General features: G+C 66.5%; 15 protein-coding genes and 2 pseudogenes. 4 read left to right on the forward strand and 13 right to left on the reverse strand.

Annotation, left to right across the window (positions count from 1 at the left end; translation table 11 throughout):
- Positions 1 to 575 (forward strand): annotated as a pseudogene (locus P1X14_RS19830) (TonB-dependent receptor); the annotation flags it as partial.
- Between the two features lie 213 nt (positions 576 to 788).
- Here P1X14_RS19830 and P1X14_RS19835 read toward each other — a convergent pair.
- The 13 genes from P1X14_RS19835 to flgB form a co-directional block, all read right to left on the reverse strand.
- Positions 789 to 1,799, reverse strand: a complete 1,011-nt coding sequence (locus tag P1X14_RS19835; RefSeq protein ID WP_277317152.1) for a flagellar motor protein MotB — start codon at positions 1,797 to 1,799, stop codon at positions 789 to 791.
- Between the two features lie 187 nt (positions 1,800 to 1,986).
- Complete coding sequence (gene motA, locus P1X14_RS19840) at positions 1,987 to 2,850, reverse strand: flagellar motor stator protein MotA (protein ID WP_277317153.1); 864 nt, start codon at positions 2,848 to 2,850, stop codon at positions 1,987 to 1,989.
- Positions 2,851 to 2,960: 110 nt separating this feature from the next.
- Positions 2,961 to 3,836, reverse strand: coding sequence for a flagellar hook-associated protein FlgL (flgL, locus tag P1X14_RS19845; RefSeq protein WP_277317154.1), 876 nt, complete (start codon positions 3,834 to 3,836; stop codon positions 2,961 to 2,963).
- Positions 3,836 to 5,176: a flagellar hook-associated protein FlgK gene (gene flgK, locus P1X14_RS19850; protein WP_277317155.1), complete on the reverse strand. Its 1,341-nt coding sequence runs from the start codon at positions 5,174 to 5,176 to the stop codon at positions 3,836 to 3,838. Before flgK ends, flgL begins: the two co-directional genes overlap by 1 nt.
- Entirely contained in the window at positions 5,173 to 5,550 is a 378-nt protein-coding gene (locus P1X14_RS19855; protein WP_277317156.1) for a rod-binding protein, read from the reverse strand. Before P1X14_RS19855 ends, flgK begins: the two co-directional genes overlap by 4 nt.
- On the reverse strand, positions 5,547 to 6,641 hold the full coding sequence (locus tag P1X14_RS19860) for a flagellar basal body P-ring protein FlgI (protein WP_277317157.1): 1,095 nt from the start codon (positions 6,639 to 6,641) through the stop codon (positions 5,547 to 5,549). Before P1X14_RS19860 ends, P1X14_RS19855 begins: the two co-directional genes overlap by 4 nt.
- Positions 6,642 to 6,659: 18 nt before the next feature.
- Complete coding sequence (locus P1X14_RS19865) at positions 6,660 to 7,361, reverse strand: flagellar basal body L-ring protein FlgH (protein ID WP_277317158.1); 702 nt, start codon at positions 7,359 to 7,361, stop codon at positions 6,660 to 6,662.
- Positions 7,342 to 8,130, reverse strand: coding sequence for a flagellar basal-body rod protein FlgG (flgG, locus tag P1X14_RS19870; protein WP_277317159.1), 789 nt, complete (start codon positions 8,128 to 8,130; stop codon positions 7,342 to 7,344). The genes P1X14_RS19865 and flgG overlap by 20 nt, the downstream gene beginning before the upstream one ends.
- A 12-nt stretch (positions 8,131 to 8,142) precedes the next feature.
- The gene (flgF, locus tag P1X14_RS19875; RefSeq protein WP_277317160.1) at positions 8,143 to 8,889 is read right to left on the reverse strand and encodes a flagellar basal-body rod protein FlgF; all 747 of its coding nucleotides are present in this window, start codon (positions 8,887 to 8,889) and stop codon (positions 8,143 to 8,145) included.
- Between the two features lie 25 nt (positions 8,890 to 8,914).
- The gene (locus P1X14_RS19880) at positions 8,915 to 10,219 is read right to left on the reverse strand and encodes a flagellar hook protein FlgE (RefSeq protein WP_277317161.1); all 1,305 of its coding nucleotides are present in this window, start codon (positions 10,217 to 10,219) and stop codon (positions 8,915 to 8,917) included.
- Between the two features lie 23 nt (positions 10,220 to 10,242).
- Complete coding sequence (locus P1X14_RS19885) at positions 10,243 to 10,935, reverse strand: flagellar hook capping FlgD N-terminal domain-containing protein (RefSeq protein ID WP_277317162.1); 693 nt, start codon at positions 10,933 to 10,935, stop codon at positions 10,243 to 10,245.
- A 5-nt stretch (positions 10,936 to 10,940) separates the two neighbouring features.
- The gene (gene flgC, locus P1X14_RS19890) at positions 10,941 to 11,351 is read right to left on the reverse strand and encodes a flagellar basal body rod protein FlgC (protein WP_277317163.1); all 411 of its coding nucleotides are present in this window, start codon (positions 11,349 to 11,351) and stop codon (positions 10,941 to 10,943) included.
- Between the two features lie 3 nt (positions 11,352 to 11,354).
- The gene (gene flgB, locus P1X14_RS19895; protein WP_277317164.1) at positions 11,355 to 11,702 is read right to left on the reverse strand and encodes a flagellar basal body rod protein FlgB; all 348 of its coding nucleotides are present in this window, start codon (positions 11,700 to 11,702) and stop codon (positions 11,355 to 11,357) included.
- Positions 11,703 to 11,934: 232 nt separating this feature from the next.
- On the opposite strand from flgB, the gene P1X14_RS19900 reads away from it, so the two are divergent.
- The 3 genes and pseudogenes from P1X14_RS19900 to P1X14_RS19910 form a co-directional block, all read left to right on the forward strand.
- Positions 11,935 to 12,606 carry a MotA/TolQ/ExbB proton channel family protein gene (locus tag P1X14_RS19900; protein ID WP_277317165.1) on the forward strand — a complete coding sequence of 224 codons (672 nt, stop codon included), beginning with the start codon at positions 11,935 to 11,937 and terminating at the stop codon, positions 12,604 to 12,606.
- Entirely contained in the window at positions 12,603 to 13,112 is a 510-nt protein-coding gene (locus P1X14_RS19905) for a flagellar motor protein MotB (RefSeq protein ID WP_277317166.1), read from the forward strand. The genes P1X14_RS19900 and P1X14_RS19905 overlap by 4 nt, the downstream gene beginning before the upstream one ends.
- Positions 13,113 to 13,177: 65 nt before the next feature.
- Positions 13,178 to 13,494: pseudogene (locus tag P1X14_RS19910) on the forward strand (hypothetical protein); the annotation flags it as partial.

The raw sequence follows: 13,494 nt of genomic DNA on the forward strand, positions 1-13,494 counted from the left end.
GGCGGTTCGGTCCGGGTGGTCCCGGCGGGCCCGGTGGTCCGGGCGGCGGCCGTGGCTTTGGCGGGTTCGGTGGACCCGGCTCGCTGGCCGGCCGCATCCAGTTCAGCCTCTATCACACCATCCGCCTGCGCGATCAGATCCTGATCAACCCGGGCCTGCCCGTGCTCGATCTGCTCGACGGATCGGCGACCGGCAGCCGCGGCGGCAATTCGCGGCACGAGATCGAGGCCCAGGCCGGCTATTCCAAGGACGGATATGGCCTGCGGCTGGTCGGCAACTGGAAGAGCGGCACCAGCGTCAACAGCGGTGCGCTGGGCAGCGGCGACCGGCTCGATTTCTCCGATCTGACCACGATCAACCTGCGCGCGTTCGTCGATATGGGGCAACAGCTCAAGCTGGTCCGCGAGCATCGCTGGCTGCGCGGCATGCGGCTGACGCTGTCGGTCGACAATATCTTCGATGCCCGTCAGCGCGTGACCGATCGCAACGGCATCGTCCCGCCCAGCTATCAGCCCGACCTGCTCGATCCGACCGGGCGCATCGTCCGGTTCAGCGTCCGTAAGCTGTTCTTCTGACCCGCGTCGGGGAACAGCTTGCGATGTAGGATTTCCGCTGCTGCACTGGGCGTGCCGGGTTGCTGCCCGGCCGCTCTTTGACATGCCGTAGCGACGGCAAGCATCGTCTCCGGAAGGGTAAGGTCCAACCGCCGAGCGGCGACCTTTTCCGCGCGCCTTGCCAGTGTGACTCTTGTGACTCTTGTTACCCCGAAAGGGTAATGCCGGTCCGAACTAGTGCTTCGGCGGGACGATCGCCGGGCGTGACGGTAGCTTGATCGTTCCAGCGGGGGTGCCCTGCGGGGCTCCGATGCGCGGCTGCGAACCGAAGGGCTGGCGTCCGCTGCCGGTCTCGCCGGCGCGGCGATAGAGCAGGGTGATCGAGACGCGGCGGTTGCGCGGATCGGCGGGGTTCTCCTTGATCAGCGGCTCGCGGTCGGCAACGCCCTCGATCCGCTCGAACCGGGCATCGGGCACGCCACCCGACACCAGCCGGCGGCGGGTCGCTTCCGAACGGCCGCTGGATAGCATCCAGTTGTTCATCGCGCGCGGGTCGCCATAGGGCAGGCTGTCGGTATGGCCGCGGATCATGATCGGATTCTCGGTGCCCGCGATCGTCTCCGCGATCAGCCCGATCAGCGTGCTGGCATCGGGGACGAGCGCGGTCGTGCCCAGGTCGAACATCGAATAATTGGCGTCGTCGAGCAGGTCGATCCGCATCCCGTCGCGCGTCGGCACGAAGCGGACATGCTTGGCCAGCTTGGCCAGCGCCGGGGTCGATTGCATGCGGCGCTGCACCGCCTTGCTCATCTCGGCAAAGTTCTTCTGGTCCTGCGCCTGCATCGCGCGCTGGTCCTTCAGTGTACCCTTTTCGCCGGTGCCGACATCCTTGCCGCCCACGCCGCCGACCGGGACGGTCATCGACCGCGTACCGGTCTGTCCGGCCGCGTTCGGATAATTGTCCTTCGCATTCAGCGCATCACCGCCGAGCAGGCCGTTCGAGCCTGCGCTACCCTGCTTCATCTCGACCAGGGTCGGCGCGAAATAGTCGGCGAGCGCCTTGCGCTGCTTCTCGTTGGTTGCGCCCAGCAGCCACATCAGCAGGAAGAACGCCATCATCGCGGTCACGAAGTCGGCATACGCGACTTTCCAGGCGCCACCGTGATGGCCGCCATGACCCTCGATATAGACCTTCTTGTAGATGATCTTCGGAGGCTGATTGGATCCGTGAGGCGCGCGGGCCATTACTCGGCTCCGCTCGCGCGGAGGCGGCACCAGCCTGCATCCGGTGAACGGCGCCCCGCGCCGTTCAGGTCATGCCGGGGGCATGACCGACCGTGATGCACCCCACCCGGCCACCCAATCAGGTTACCGTCGTGGGTGGCCGGGTGGGGGAGCGGGCTGGTGCCGTATTGGCGAAGCCAATTCATGATCAGCGCCCGCGAAGCCCGTCGAACACTTCGCCGAAGCCCGGCTGGTTGTGATGGGCGATGCCCGAACGTGCGGCTTCGATCACCAGCGGCTGCGGATGGCCGTGCAGCGATGCGATGATGATCTGCTTGACCACGTTATAGATCGCGGCGTCGGCATCGATCACCTGCTGCAGCCGGTTGGCCAGCGGCGCGACGATACCATAAGCGAGCAACACGCCGAGGAAGGTGCCGACCAGTGCCGAACCGATCATCGCGCCCAGGATATTGGGCGGCTTGTCGATCGAGCCCATGGTCTTCACCACGCCCAGAACCGCCGCGACGATGCCCAGTGCGGGCAGTGCGTCGCCGAGCGACGTCAGCGTGGTCTGCGGACCCTGCACTTCGTGGTGGTGGGTCTTGATCATGTTGTCCATGACCTCCTCGACCGCGTGCACGTCGAGCGTACCCGACGAGACGACGACCAGGCGAAGCGTATCGGCGATCAGGTTGACCAGCGTATGATCGGCCAGCAGGCGCGGATATTCGGCGAACACCGCGGAGGACTTGGGGTCCTCGACATGGGGCTCCAGCGCGATCGGGCCTTCGGTCCGCAGCATCTTCATGAGCTTGCTGACCAGGAAGATCGTGTCGAGATAGTCCTGCTTCTTGTATTTCGGGCCCTTCAGCACCTTGGTGATGCCGCCGCCCAGCGCCTTCAGCTCCTTGCCCGAATTGCCGATGATCAGCGCGCCCAGTGCGGCGCCGCCGATGATCAGCATTTCGTGCGGGATAGCTTCCATCACGGGCCCAAGGGCGCCGCCGGTGATCGCGAAACCACCGAAAACCATCAACAGCAGGACGACAAGGCCGATTACCGGAAACACGTTTCGAACTTCCCCCGACTGCCGGGAACCCGGCTCTCTGTCTTAGTTAACGACCGTCTTGTCCGGACCTTGAGCGGAAAGGCGTCGAAATATGGTTAATTCGACCCGGATCAGCGCAGATAATCGAACAGCGACATGCTGCTGAGCTTGGTGAAGCTCGCCTGGGTCGCCTGAAGCACGGTGAGCGTCTTCTGCAGCTCGGTGATCGCGGCCGAGATATCGGTGCCTTCGATCGCGGTGCGCGCTTCCTCGTTCGACAGCTTGGTGTCAGCGATCCGGTCATAGACCAGATCGAGCCGTGCGCCGCGGGCGCCGATCGATGCACGTGCCGCGGTCACGCTGTCCAGCGAGCTGCTCAGCCCCTCGAGTGTCCCTTCGGGCACTTCGTCGCCTGCTACGGCTGCGTCGCGCAGCGCGACCAGAGTCGCGAACATGTCGCCGAACGCGCGGTCGCCGGTCACGCCGGGAACCACCGAATCGCCGTCGCCGATCGGGATCGCCGAAGGCTGGCCGGTGCCGGCATAGGTGATGCTGCCATCCGCATTCTTGACGAAGGCCGTATCGCCGGTCGCGCCACCGAAGACCGGCTGGCCGCGTGTGTCGGTGGCGTTGGCGATGCTCAGCAGCCCGTCGATGATCGCGGTCAGCGACGATGCGGCAGCGGCGCGATCGGTCCCGGTCAGTGTGCCGTTCGACAGCTGCAGCGCCAGTTCCTGCGCGCGCTGAAGCTCGGTCTCGACATTGGCGAGCGCGCCATCGGCCTGGGTGATGATGCCCTGCGCCAGCTTCACATTGTCGTTGTACGCAGCGGCATTGGCGTCGGCGCGGTTCAGCCCCTGCACCTGCACATAGGCAGCCGCATTGTCCGACGGCGCCGAATATTTCTTCGTCGTCGCGATCTGGGTCTGGAGCAGGTCGGCCTTGCTGTTCAGCGACGCCATCAGCGTCGCGGGACGGTCATAGGACTGCGAAGTGGCGATACGCATCAGCGGATATCCAGAATCGATTGGAGGGTCTCGCGCGCGATCTGGATCACGCGGCTCGATGCCTGATAGGCCTGCTGGAAGCGGATCAGGTCGACCGCTTCCTCATCGACATTGACGCCGGTTGCCGATGCATGCGCGGCAACCGCGCTGTCGCGGATCGCCGTCTGGGCGCTGGCAACGGTGCGACGTGCCGAAAGCGCGGCGGCGTTGGTCGAGACGAGATCGGTCAGCCCGGTCTCATACCCGCCCGAGCTGCGCAGCGCGGTCAGATTGGCAAGGTTGCTGTTGTCGCGCGATCCGCCACCGGTCGACGCCGCGGCGATACCGCGCGGATCGGTGAGGACCATCTTGATCTGGCTCGGCGGATCGCCTGCCTCGAACATCGGCGCGCCCGAATTGCCCGAAAGATCGACGCCACCGGCCTGCACCGCGTTGACACCGTCGACGAATGAGGTCGCCATCGCGTCGAGCTGCTCGCGCGCGGCGGCGATGCGCTGCGCGCCTTCGGCCATGCCCGCCAGCGCGCCGCCCATCGGGGTCATCACCTGCGTCTCGCCATTGCCATGGACCGCGAAGGACATCGCGCCTTCGTCATTCTGGACATAGGTGATCGTCGCCGCCTGGTCGCCGCGGACGAGCACGGGGCCGCCATCGCCGCCGGCGCGCACGGTGGCGCGGCCATTGACGTCGAGGCTGACCGAAACATCGGTGATCGCGCTCATCGCGCCCAGGATCTGGTCGCGCTGGTCCATCAGCGCGGCGGACCCGCTGGTGCCCTGCGGCGTGCGGCCGATGGCCGAATTGATCTTGGCGAGGCCCGAAAGCAGGCTGTTGAGATTGCCGACCGCGGCTTCGGCGGTGGCATCGAGATCGGCAGCGGCACCGGCCAGCGCATCGCTGGTCGACGAAAAGGCAGTGGCGAGGCTGGCGGCGGATTCGAGCATCGTCGCACGCGGAGCGAGCGCCGAGGGATCGGCCGCGACTGCGGTCGCATTGTTGAAGAAGCTGGTCAGCCGGTCGCCCAGCTGGTTGCCGGTCAGCGCGCCCTCGATCCGCTCGAGCCAGGTCGCGCCCGCTTCGGTCTTGGCGAGGTCGGCACCCGCATTGCGCACATCGCCGGCGCGCAGATCGTCGCCCTGACGCACCACGCCATTGGCGACCACGCCCAGACCGGTGATCGACGAACCCGAAGTCGCGCTCGTCGCGATCACTTCCTTCAGGTTCGCCGTGCGGCGGGCATAATTGGTGTTGCCGGCGTTCGCGATATTCTCGGAAACCGTGGTCAGCGCGGTCTGATAGGCGCGGACGCCCGATGCGCCGATCGAGAGCATGTCGCTCATTTGACGCTCCCGTTCGTGCCGGCATCAGTGCTGCCATCGGTTGCGGCAGGCGTCGCAGCCGCCGCTTCGACCGGCTGGCTGCGGCCGAGGAACTCGGTCATCGCCTTGCCGATGCCGATCGGCGCGTGCACCGCCATGCTCTGCGCGAGCTGGGTGTCCTGCATGTCGCGAAACTGCTCGCTGGCCTTGTTGTCGAACAGGCCGTCGCTCAGCTTGGTCGCCCGCATCGACTTCAGCATCATGCCGGTGAAGATCGCCTCGAAGCGCTGGCCCGCAGCGTCGAGATTTTCCTTCGACGCCAGGCGCGTGCGATCGTTCGACACGCCCCCCGCGGTGCCGGTCAGCTTCGCCGAAGTGTCGATCGCGCCGCTCACAGGATGATCAGCTCGGCACGCAGTGCGCCGGCTTCCTTGAGGGCCTCGAGGATCGCGACCAGATCGGCCGGCGACGCGCCGATGGCGTTCACTGCCTTGACCACATCGGCCAGACGCGGACCCGGCTCCAGCAGGAACATCGGGCGCTTCTCTTCGCTCACGCCCAGCGTGCTCGACTGTTCGACCGCGGTCTCGCCCTTGCTGAACGGCTGGGGCTGGCTGACGCGCTGCTGCTCTTCGATGCGCACGGTCAGTTTGCCATGGGTCACCGCGGCGGGGCTGACGCGCACCGCCGAGTTGATCACCACCGTGCCGGTACGTGCATTGACGATGACGCGCGCGGGCGCCTCGGCAGCCTCGACCGGCAGGTTCTCGATCTCGCTCATGATCTGCGCGCGGACGTCCGCGCCCGGCGGGGCCATCACCGCGATCGACACGCCATCGACCGCGCGGGCGCGACCGGCACCCAGACGGGTGTTGATCACGTCGGCGACGCGCTGTGCCGTGGTGAAGTCGGAGCGGGCGAGGTTGAAGGTCAGGAACGGCGTCGAATCGAAACCGGTATCGACCGTGCGCTCGACCGTGGCGCCTTCGGGGATGCGGCCGCTCGACGGGATGTTGACCACCACCGACGAACCGTCCTTGCCCTCGGCACCCAGACCGCCGACCGCCAGGTTACCCTGCGCCATCGCATAGATCTGGCCATCGGCGCCCAGCAGCGGGGTCATCACCAGCGTGCCGCCGCGCAGCGACTTGGCCTTGCCCATCGACGAGACGGTAATGTCGAGCCGCTGGCCCGGCTTGGCGAAGGGCGGCAGCTCGGCGGTGATCATCACCACCGCGACGTTCTTCAGGCCCGGATTGACCCCGGCCGGCAGCGTGAAGCCAAAGCGCGAAGCGATGCCCTTCATCGACTGGACGGTATATTCCAGATTGTCGTCGCCGGTGCCCGGAAGGCCCACGACCACGCCATAGCCGGTCAGCTGGTTGGTACGGATGCCCTGAAAGGCGCCCAGGTCCTTCACGCGCTGTGCGCTGGCCGGTGAAACGACCAGTGCGGCGGCGAGGATCGCGAGGATGAAACGGATCATGTCCCTGTTGCTCCGTTCTTAGAAGGGGCTGATGACGGAGAAGAACCGCGACAGCCAACCCTGGCGCGCGGCGCGGGCGACATCGCCCTTGCCGGTATAGGCGATGCGGGCATCGGCGACGCGGGTGGAGGCCACGCGGTTGTCCGCGGTGATGTCCACGATGCGGACGATGCCCTTGATCTGGATGAACTCGTCGCCGCGGTTCAGCGTGACGCGCTTCTGGCCCTGAACCAGCATCGTGCCGTTCGGATAGACCGCGGCCACGGTGACGCTGACTTCGCCCGACAGCGCGTTCGACTGGTCGGCCGAACCGGTGCCGTTGAAGTTGCGCGCGCCCGAAGCCGAAGCATCGGTGCCGCGGAACAGCGACAGGTTGCCGGTGGTCGGCGGCGTGATCGAGAAGCCCCCGCCCGAATCGAGCTTGGTACCGGCCGACTTGGATGCCTGGGTCCGCTCGACCAGCACGATCGTCAGCGGATCGCCGACGCGGCGCGCGCGATTGCCTTCGTACAGCGCGGCATAACCGTCGCTGGCCTGGAAGATCCCGCCATTGGCCGGACGCGCGGCGACGGGCGCCTGCGTCGGCATGGTGACCGAATAATCTTCCTTCGGCTTCTTCTTGCCGAGGCCGAGGAACTGCGCGCTCGCCGGAGTCGCCGTGAAGGCGACCGCGAGGGCCAGTGCGGCTGCGCCAGCGCGCTTAGATGTTCTGATTGACATATTTCAGCATCTCGTCGGTGGCGGAGATCATCTTCGAATTCACTTCATAGGCCCGCTGCGTCTCGATCATGTCGACGAGCTCCTCGACGACATTGACGTTCGAGCCTTCGAGCATGCCCTGGCGGATCGAACCGCGGCCGCCCTCGCCGGGATTGCCCAGCGACGCCGCGCCCGAGGCCGAAGTCTCGATCAGGTAATTGTCGCCCTTCGACTGCAGGCCACCCACGTTCGGGAAGCTGGCGATCTGGATCTGGCCCAGCTGGGTCGCTTCGGTCTGGCCGGCGACGGTCGCGGAGACGGTGCCGTCATTGCCGACGGTGATCGAGGTCGCGCCTTCCGGCACGGTGATCCCCGGCATCACCTGATAGCCTTCCGACGTGATCAGCAGGCCCTCGGGCGAACGCGAGAAATTGCCCGCACGGGTATAGCCCAGCGTGCCATCCGGCATCTGGATCTGGAAATAGCCATTGCCGTCCAGCGCCAGATCGAGCGCATTGCCGGTGGTCTGGAGCGAACCCTGGGTCTCGATGCGCGAGGTGCCCTGGATGCGCACGCCGGTGCCCAGATTGGTGCCGGTGGCATACTGGGTCTGCGCGGTGCTCGCGGCGCCCGGCGCGGTGACGACCTGATAGGCGAGCGTCTGGAACGACGCGCGGTCGCGCTTGTACCCCGTGGTGTTCACGTTCGCGAGGTTGTTCGAGATGACCCGCATGCGCGTATCCTGGGCGTCTAGCCCGGTACGCGCGATGTGCATTGCTGCGGAACCCATATTCCTTGCTCCTTATGCGGACACGCGCATCAGCGATGCGGTGCTCTCGTCCATTGCCTTGGCTTCCTTCAGAAGGTTCGCCTGCACTTCGTACGCACGCTGGTTCTCGATCATGTCGACCAAAGCCTGCGTCAGGTTAACGTTCGACTGTTCCAGCGCTCCGGATTGAACCGTAGCTTCCATGTCCTGCGGCAACGTGCCGCCGCCCTTCACATGCAAGTTGTTGTCCAAACCCTTCACGGTGTTGGTGCCTTCGGTGCTGACCAGCTTGATCTGGTCGAGCACCTGCGGCTGGTTCGGGTCGCCGCCGGGCGGGACGATCGAAACGGTGCCGTCGCCGGCGATCGAAATCGACTGATAGGGCGGCACGGTGATGGGGCCCCCCGACCCCATCACCGGGAAACCGTCTCCGGTTTCCAGCACGCCCGAGGGAGAGACCGAAAGGTCGCCCCGCCTCGTATAGGCTTCGGTGCCGTCGGTGGCCTGGATCGCGATCCAGGCGTCTCCGGTCACCGCGATATCCAGCGGACGATTGGTCTGGATGATGGTGCCCGCCGTGCGGTCCGCATCGGTGACTTCCTCCGCGGCCAGCGTCCGCCCGTCCAGGGCAGCGCCGCCGCGAAGCAGCACGCGATCGAAATTGATGCGGTCCGAGCGATAACCGATGGTCGAGGCGTTCGCGATGTTGTTCGCGATCGACGCCTGCGCGTTCATCTGGCTGCGAAGCCCGGAAAGTGCCGTGTAGACGAGCCGGTCCATGATCTAGCTCCCGTCCGCTTTCAGATTAGCTGCGGATGTTGAAAATGGTCTGCGAGATCTGGCTCGCAGTATCGAGCGCCTTGGCGTTCGCCTGGAAGTTGCGCTGCGCGGCGATCAGGCCGACCAGTTCCTCCGTGATGTCGACGTTCGACCGCTCGACCGCACCCGACATCAGCGAGCCGAAGCCGTTCGAGTTCGGTTCGCCCAGCCGCGCTTCGCCTGACAAGCCGGTGGCGGCCCAGGTCGAATTGCCCAGCTGGCGCAGGCCGGTCGGGTTGGTGAAGTTGGCGAGCATCACCTTGCCCAGCGGCTGGAGGTCGCCGTTGGAGAAGCTGGCGCGGACGATGCCGTCATCGCCGACCGTGACGCTCTCGAACTGGCCGACCGCGGCGCCGTCCTGGCTGCGCGAGTTGACGCTGAACGGCGAGCCGACCTGGGTGGTGGCGGTGCCGAAGTTCAGGCTGACGAACTGCTCGGCGGTCGCGCCCGGCGACAGGAAGCCCGAGAAGTTCGTCGCACCGGTCGGCGCGGTGATCTTGCCGGTCGAGTCGAACTCGAGCGTGATCTGCTGCGTGCCCGCGGTCGCCGTGTCGGCGTCGAGCTGCTGATCGCCGACGAACGAATAGACGCTCCAGGTGCTGGTCGCGTCGCCGGTGGTCGGCGCGGTCTCGCGGACATAATAGTTGGTCAGCGTCAGCGCATTGCCGTTGGCGTCATAGATCGTGGTCTGCGACGACTGATTGTACGTGCCCGGATCGAAGCGATCGAAGGCATAGGGCGTGTCGGTGAAGCGGCCGGCCTGCGACGGGATCGCCGAATTGGCCGACAGGTTGAGCGACAGCGCGACATTCTCGGTCGCCTGCGGGGTGCCGCTGGTCTGCGGGATGCGCAGGCTCTGCGCCGAATCGATGCCGGTCGCGACGACCGCACCCGAACCGTCGACCGGATAGACGAGCAGCTTGTTGCCCTGCTGGTCGGTCACATAACGCTCGCTGTCGACGGTGAAGCTGCCGTTGCGGGTGAACATCACGCCGCCGGTGCCGGTGTCGTTGCGGACCGCGAAGAAGCCGTCGCCGGTGATGGCGAGATCGAGCGACGAGCTCGACTGGGTATAGCCGCCCTGGCTGAACTGCTGGCGGATCGCCTTCACGACCGTGCCCGAGCCGACCATCTGGTTCGGGTTCGAATCCTTGGTCGAGGCGATCACGTCGGCGAACATCGTCATCGAGCGCTTGAAGCCGTTGGTCGAGACGTTCGCGAGGTTGTGCGAGATCGTCGACATGTCGGTCTGGGCGGCCTGGAGACCACTGAGCGAAGTGTAGAAGGACATATTGGTTACTCCTTGAAAGTGGTTCAGCCGACCTTGCGGACGGAATTGGCGGAAACCTGACCGATGCCGGGCAGGGTAAGCAGGGGCGAGCCGTCCGAACCGATGGTGACTGCGGTCACCGGGGCCCAGACGAGCGGGGTCGCGGTCACGCTGCCGCCATCGGCGTTGCGCGCGGCGGTGCGGATCGTGAACGGACCAGCGCCGGCGGCTTCGCCGGTGTCGGTGGTGCCGTCCCATTCGAAATCGAAGCTGCCCTTGCTCTGGGCGCCGAGTTCGATGCTCTTGAGGATCGCGCCGTTGGGGCCTTCGATCGTCACCGTGACGTTGGTTGCGTCGGCGCCGAGATCGATCGTGCCGCCCAGCGAGCCATCGGTGCGCGGATAGGCGACATTGCCCGGGGTCAGCACGGTGCGGCCGACCCACGACATCATGTCGGTGGTGGTGGTCGAGCCGAGCCGCTCCGAGATCGCCTTCAGCGTCGAATTCATCTCGCTGATGCCGGCCAGGCTCGAGAACTGCGCCATCTGGGCGACCATCTGCGAGTTGTCGACCGGCTCGAACGGGTCCTGGTTCTTCAGCTGCGCCGTCATCAGCGTCAGGAAGTCGTTCTGGTCCATCTGCTGCGAGGTATCGGCAGTCGGGGTGTTCGCCGTGGAGGCGCCCGTCCGCTTGATGCCCAGATTGGCCAGCGCGCTATCGAAGGAAGTGGTGGTCATGGTGATCAGCGGCCCAGCTTGAGGGTGTCGAGAATGAGGGATTTCGCGGTCTGGAGGACCTCGACATTGTTCTGGTACGAGCGGGCGGTCTCGAGCATGTCGACCAGCTCCTGCGTCTCGTCGACGGCGCTCTCCCAGACGTTTCCGTCCTTGTCGGCCATCGGATTGCCCGGATCGTAGCGCTTGGTCGGCTCGGCGCCGGCGGTCACGACGCGCTCGACATCCACCGTCGACATGCCGCTGGCCGCATCATAATGCGTGCGGAACACCGGCTTCTGGGTGCGATAGGCAGCGTCGGGGCTCGATGCGACGGCGCCGGCATTGGCCAGGTTCGATGCCGTGGTGTTCATGCGCACCAGCTGCGCGCTCATCGCGCGGCCAGAGACTTCGAAGATCGAAAGGGGACGGTCACCCATGGCTTATTCTCCCCTCAGCGCGCGCGTGATCGTGCCGATGCGGCCGTTCAGGAATGCGAGCGTGGTCTGATAGGCGACCGCATTCTCGGCGAAGGCGGTCTGTTCGGTGGTCAGCTCGACGGTGTTGCCGTCGGCGCTGGGCTGAAGCGGGATGCGGTACATCGTCGCGCCATCGATCGCGTTGTCGAGCGAGCCGCCCTCGGCTGCCTGCAGCGCGGCGTGGAAGTCGATGTCCTTGGCCTTGTAGCCAGGGGTCGACGCGTTCGCGATGTTGGAGGCGAGCACGCCCATGCGCTGCGAGCGGACGGCAAGCGCCGTGCCGTGCACACCGAAAAGACCTTCATTCGCCATCGTGGGTTCTCCCGCACAAAGTTCGTACGCGATCTCTGCAATGGCCGTGCCAGTTTGCCCGAAGCCTGTGGATAACCCCGATTTCCCCTCTGTGGCGGCAGCGGGCGGCAAGATCTTGCCGGTGGGCGGCAACGGGGTGCCATCGCCTTGCCGCTCGGCGCTTTTGTGACGCTGCGCTGGTGCCGCCACCGCTTGCCGACGCAAATGGCCCGCCTCTTGCAGTCACACGGGCATGGATATTTCCGCCTTTCCCGGCTTCGGCCCGTTCCTCGATCCTGTCGCGCTCGCCATCGTCGGCGGCGGCACGGCGCTTGCCGTGGTGCTGCGGACGCCGGGACGCGATCTGGTGCGCGGGCTTTCGGCGCTGCGGGTGCTGGGCCGGAAGCGGTTCGATGCCGATCCGCTGGTGGCGCAGGTCGCCGCGTTCGGCCGGATCGCGAAGCGGCACGGCGTGCTCGCGCTGGACAAGTCGGTGATCGAGGATCCGGACATGGCCGCCGCGGTCCAGCTTGCCGTCGATGGCGGCGAGCCTGCCGATGTCGAGGCGCTGGTGAAGCACCGCATCGCCGCGCGCTTCGAGCGGCACCGGGCGGGGATCGAGATGTGGTCGGGCGTGGCCGATATCGCACCGGCCATGGGCATGATCGGCACGCTGATCGGCCTCGTCCAGATGTTCACCTCGATGAAGGATCCCGCGACGATCGGTAGCGCGATGGCCATCGCCCTGCTCACCACCCTCTATGGCGCGATCGTCGCCAGCCTTGTGGGCCTGCCCATCGCCACCCGGTTGCGCCGTCTTGCGCGCGCCGAGGCACAAGAACGTACGCGCCTGATCGCGCCGCTCGCCGCGCTCGCGGTGGTCGAACCGGCGGTGCCCAGGCAGATGCGCGAGTTCGCCGCGTGACGGCCGATCCGTTCCTCGAGTTCGAAGACGAAGCCCCGGCGCGCCCGGTATGGCTGATGACGCTGGCCGATCTGTCGCTGCTGCTCGTCGGCTTCTTCGTGTTCCTTCAGGCCAATCAGCAGATCGGCCCGCGCGATCTTGCCGCCGCCCTGCGCGCGGGTTTCACCGACAAGCCGCATGCCATGCCGGTCGAACTGGCGCTGGTCGGCGGCTTCGCGCCGGGATCGTCCGAATTCCAGCCTTCGCCCGCTGCGCTCGAATGGGCGCGCGAGGCGGCGCGCGATCCGCGCACCCGGCTGCGTATCGCGGGTGAAGTCGATGGCAGCCCAGAGGATGTCGATGCCTTGACCGGCAGCGGCGCGATCCTGGCCGCCGACCGCGCTCGCGCGGTTGCTGCCTGGCTGGTCCGTTCGGGTGCCGCAACGCCGGGGCGTATCGCGATTTCGACCGGGGTCGATCAGCGCCGCGTGGTGCTGACCTCGGGCTATGACGGGGGGCGGCAATGATCTGCCGCCCGGCAAACCAATCTTGCCGCTCACGCGGCGACACTTATCCTCTTCCGGAGATGAAGATGCCGTTGCTCCTTCTCGCGCTTGCTGCTGCCACCCCGGCCGCGGCGCAGCCGTTCCAGTCGACCCAGATGCTCGACACCATCGTTGCCCAGTTCACCGGCAAGCCGATCGGCGTGGAAGGCGGCGCGCGTTCCGCGATCGACAACCGGCTGAAGCTGGCCGCCTGTCCGGCGCCGCAGCTCGAATGGCGCAACGATGCGAAGGACGCGGTGGTGATCCGCTGTATGGGTCCCGAATGGCGCATCTTCGTGGCCGTCATCGCGCCGCCCCGGCCCAAGGCCGTGGTTGCGGCGCCCGCTGCCGCGACGCCGGCGCC

Origin of the sequence: Sphingomonas sp. AOB5 (assembly GCF_029433115.1) — a bacterium.
Classification (GTDB): Bacteria; Pseudomonadota; Alphaproteobacteria; order Sphingomonadales; family Sphingomonadaceae; genus Sphingomonas.

Bases quoted from the DNA above. Each gene is read 5' to 3' on its own strand.
- flgL (WP_277317154.1), bottom strand. From the start codon at position 3,836: ATGCGTATCGCCACTTCGCAGTCCTATGACCGTCCCGCGACGCTGATG.
- P1X14_RS19880 (WP_277317161.1), bottom strand. From the start codon at position 10,219: ATGTCCTTCTACACTTCGCTCAGTGGTCTCCAGGCCGCCCAGACCGAC.
- P1X14_RS19835 (WP_277317152.1), bottom strand. From the start codon at position 1,799: ATGGCCCGCGCGCCTCACGGATCCAATCAGCCTCCGAAGATCATCTAC.
- flgG (WP_277317159.1), bottom strand. From the start codon at position 8,130: ATGGGTTCCGCAGCAATGCACATCGCGCGTACCGGGCTAGACGCCCAG.
- flgF (WP_277317160.1), bottom strand. From the start codon at position 8,889: ATGGACCGGCTCGTCTACACGGCACTTTCCGGGCTTCGCAGCCAGATG.
- P1X14_RS19900 (WP_277317165.1), top strand. From the start codon at position 11,935: ATGGATATTTCCGCCTTTCCCGGCTTCGGCCCGTTCCTCGATCCTGTC.
- flgB (WP_277317164.1), bottom strand. From the start codon at position 11,702: ATGGCGAATGAAGGTCTTTTCGGTGTGCACGGCACGGCGCTTGCCGTC.
- flgC (WP_277317163.1), bottom strand. From the start codon at position 11,351: ATGGGTGACCGTCCCCTTTCGATCTTCGAAGTCTCTGGCCGCGCGATG.
- P1X14_RS19860 (WP_277317157.1), bottom strand. From the start codon at position 6,641: ATGATCCGTTTCATCCTCGCGATCCTCGCCGCCGCACTGGTCGTTTCA.
- P1X14_RS19885 (WP_277317162.1), bottom strand. From the start codon at position 10,935: ATGACCACCACTTCCTTCGATAGCGCGCTGGCCAATCTGGGCATCAAG.
- flgK (WP_277317155.1), bottom strand. From the start codon at position 5,176: ATGAGCGACATGCTCTCGATCGGCGCATCGGGCGTCCGCGCCTATCAG.
- P1X14_RS19865 (WP_277317158.1), bottom strand. From the start codon at position 7,361: ATGTCAATCAGAACATCTAAGCGCGCTGGCGCAGCCGCACTGGCCCTC.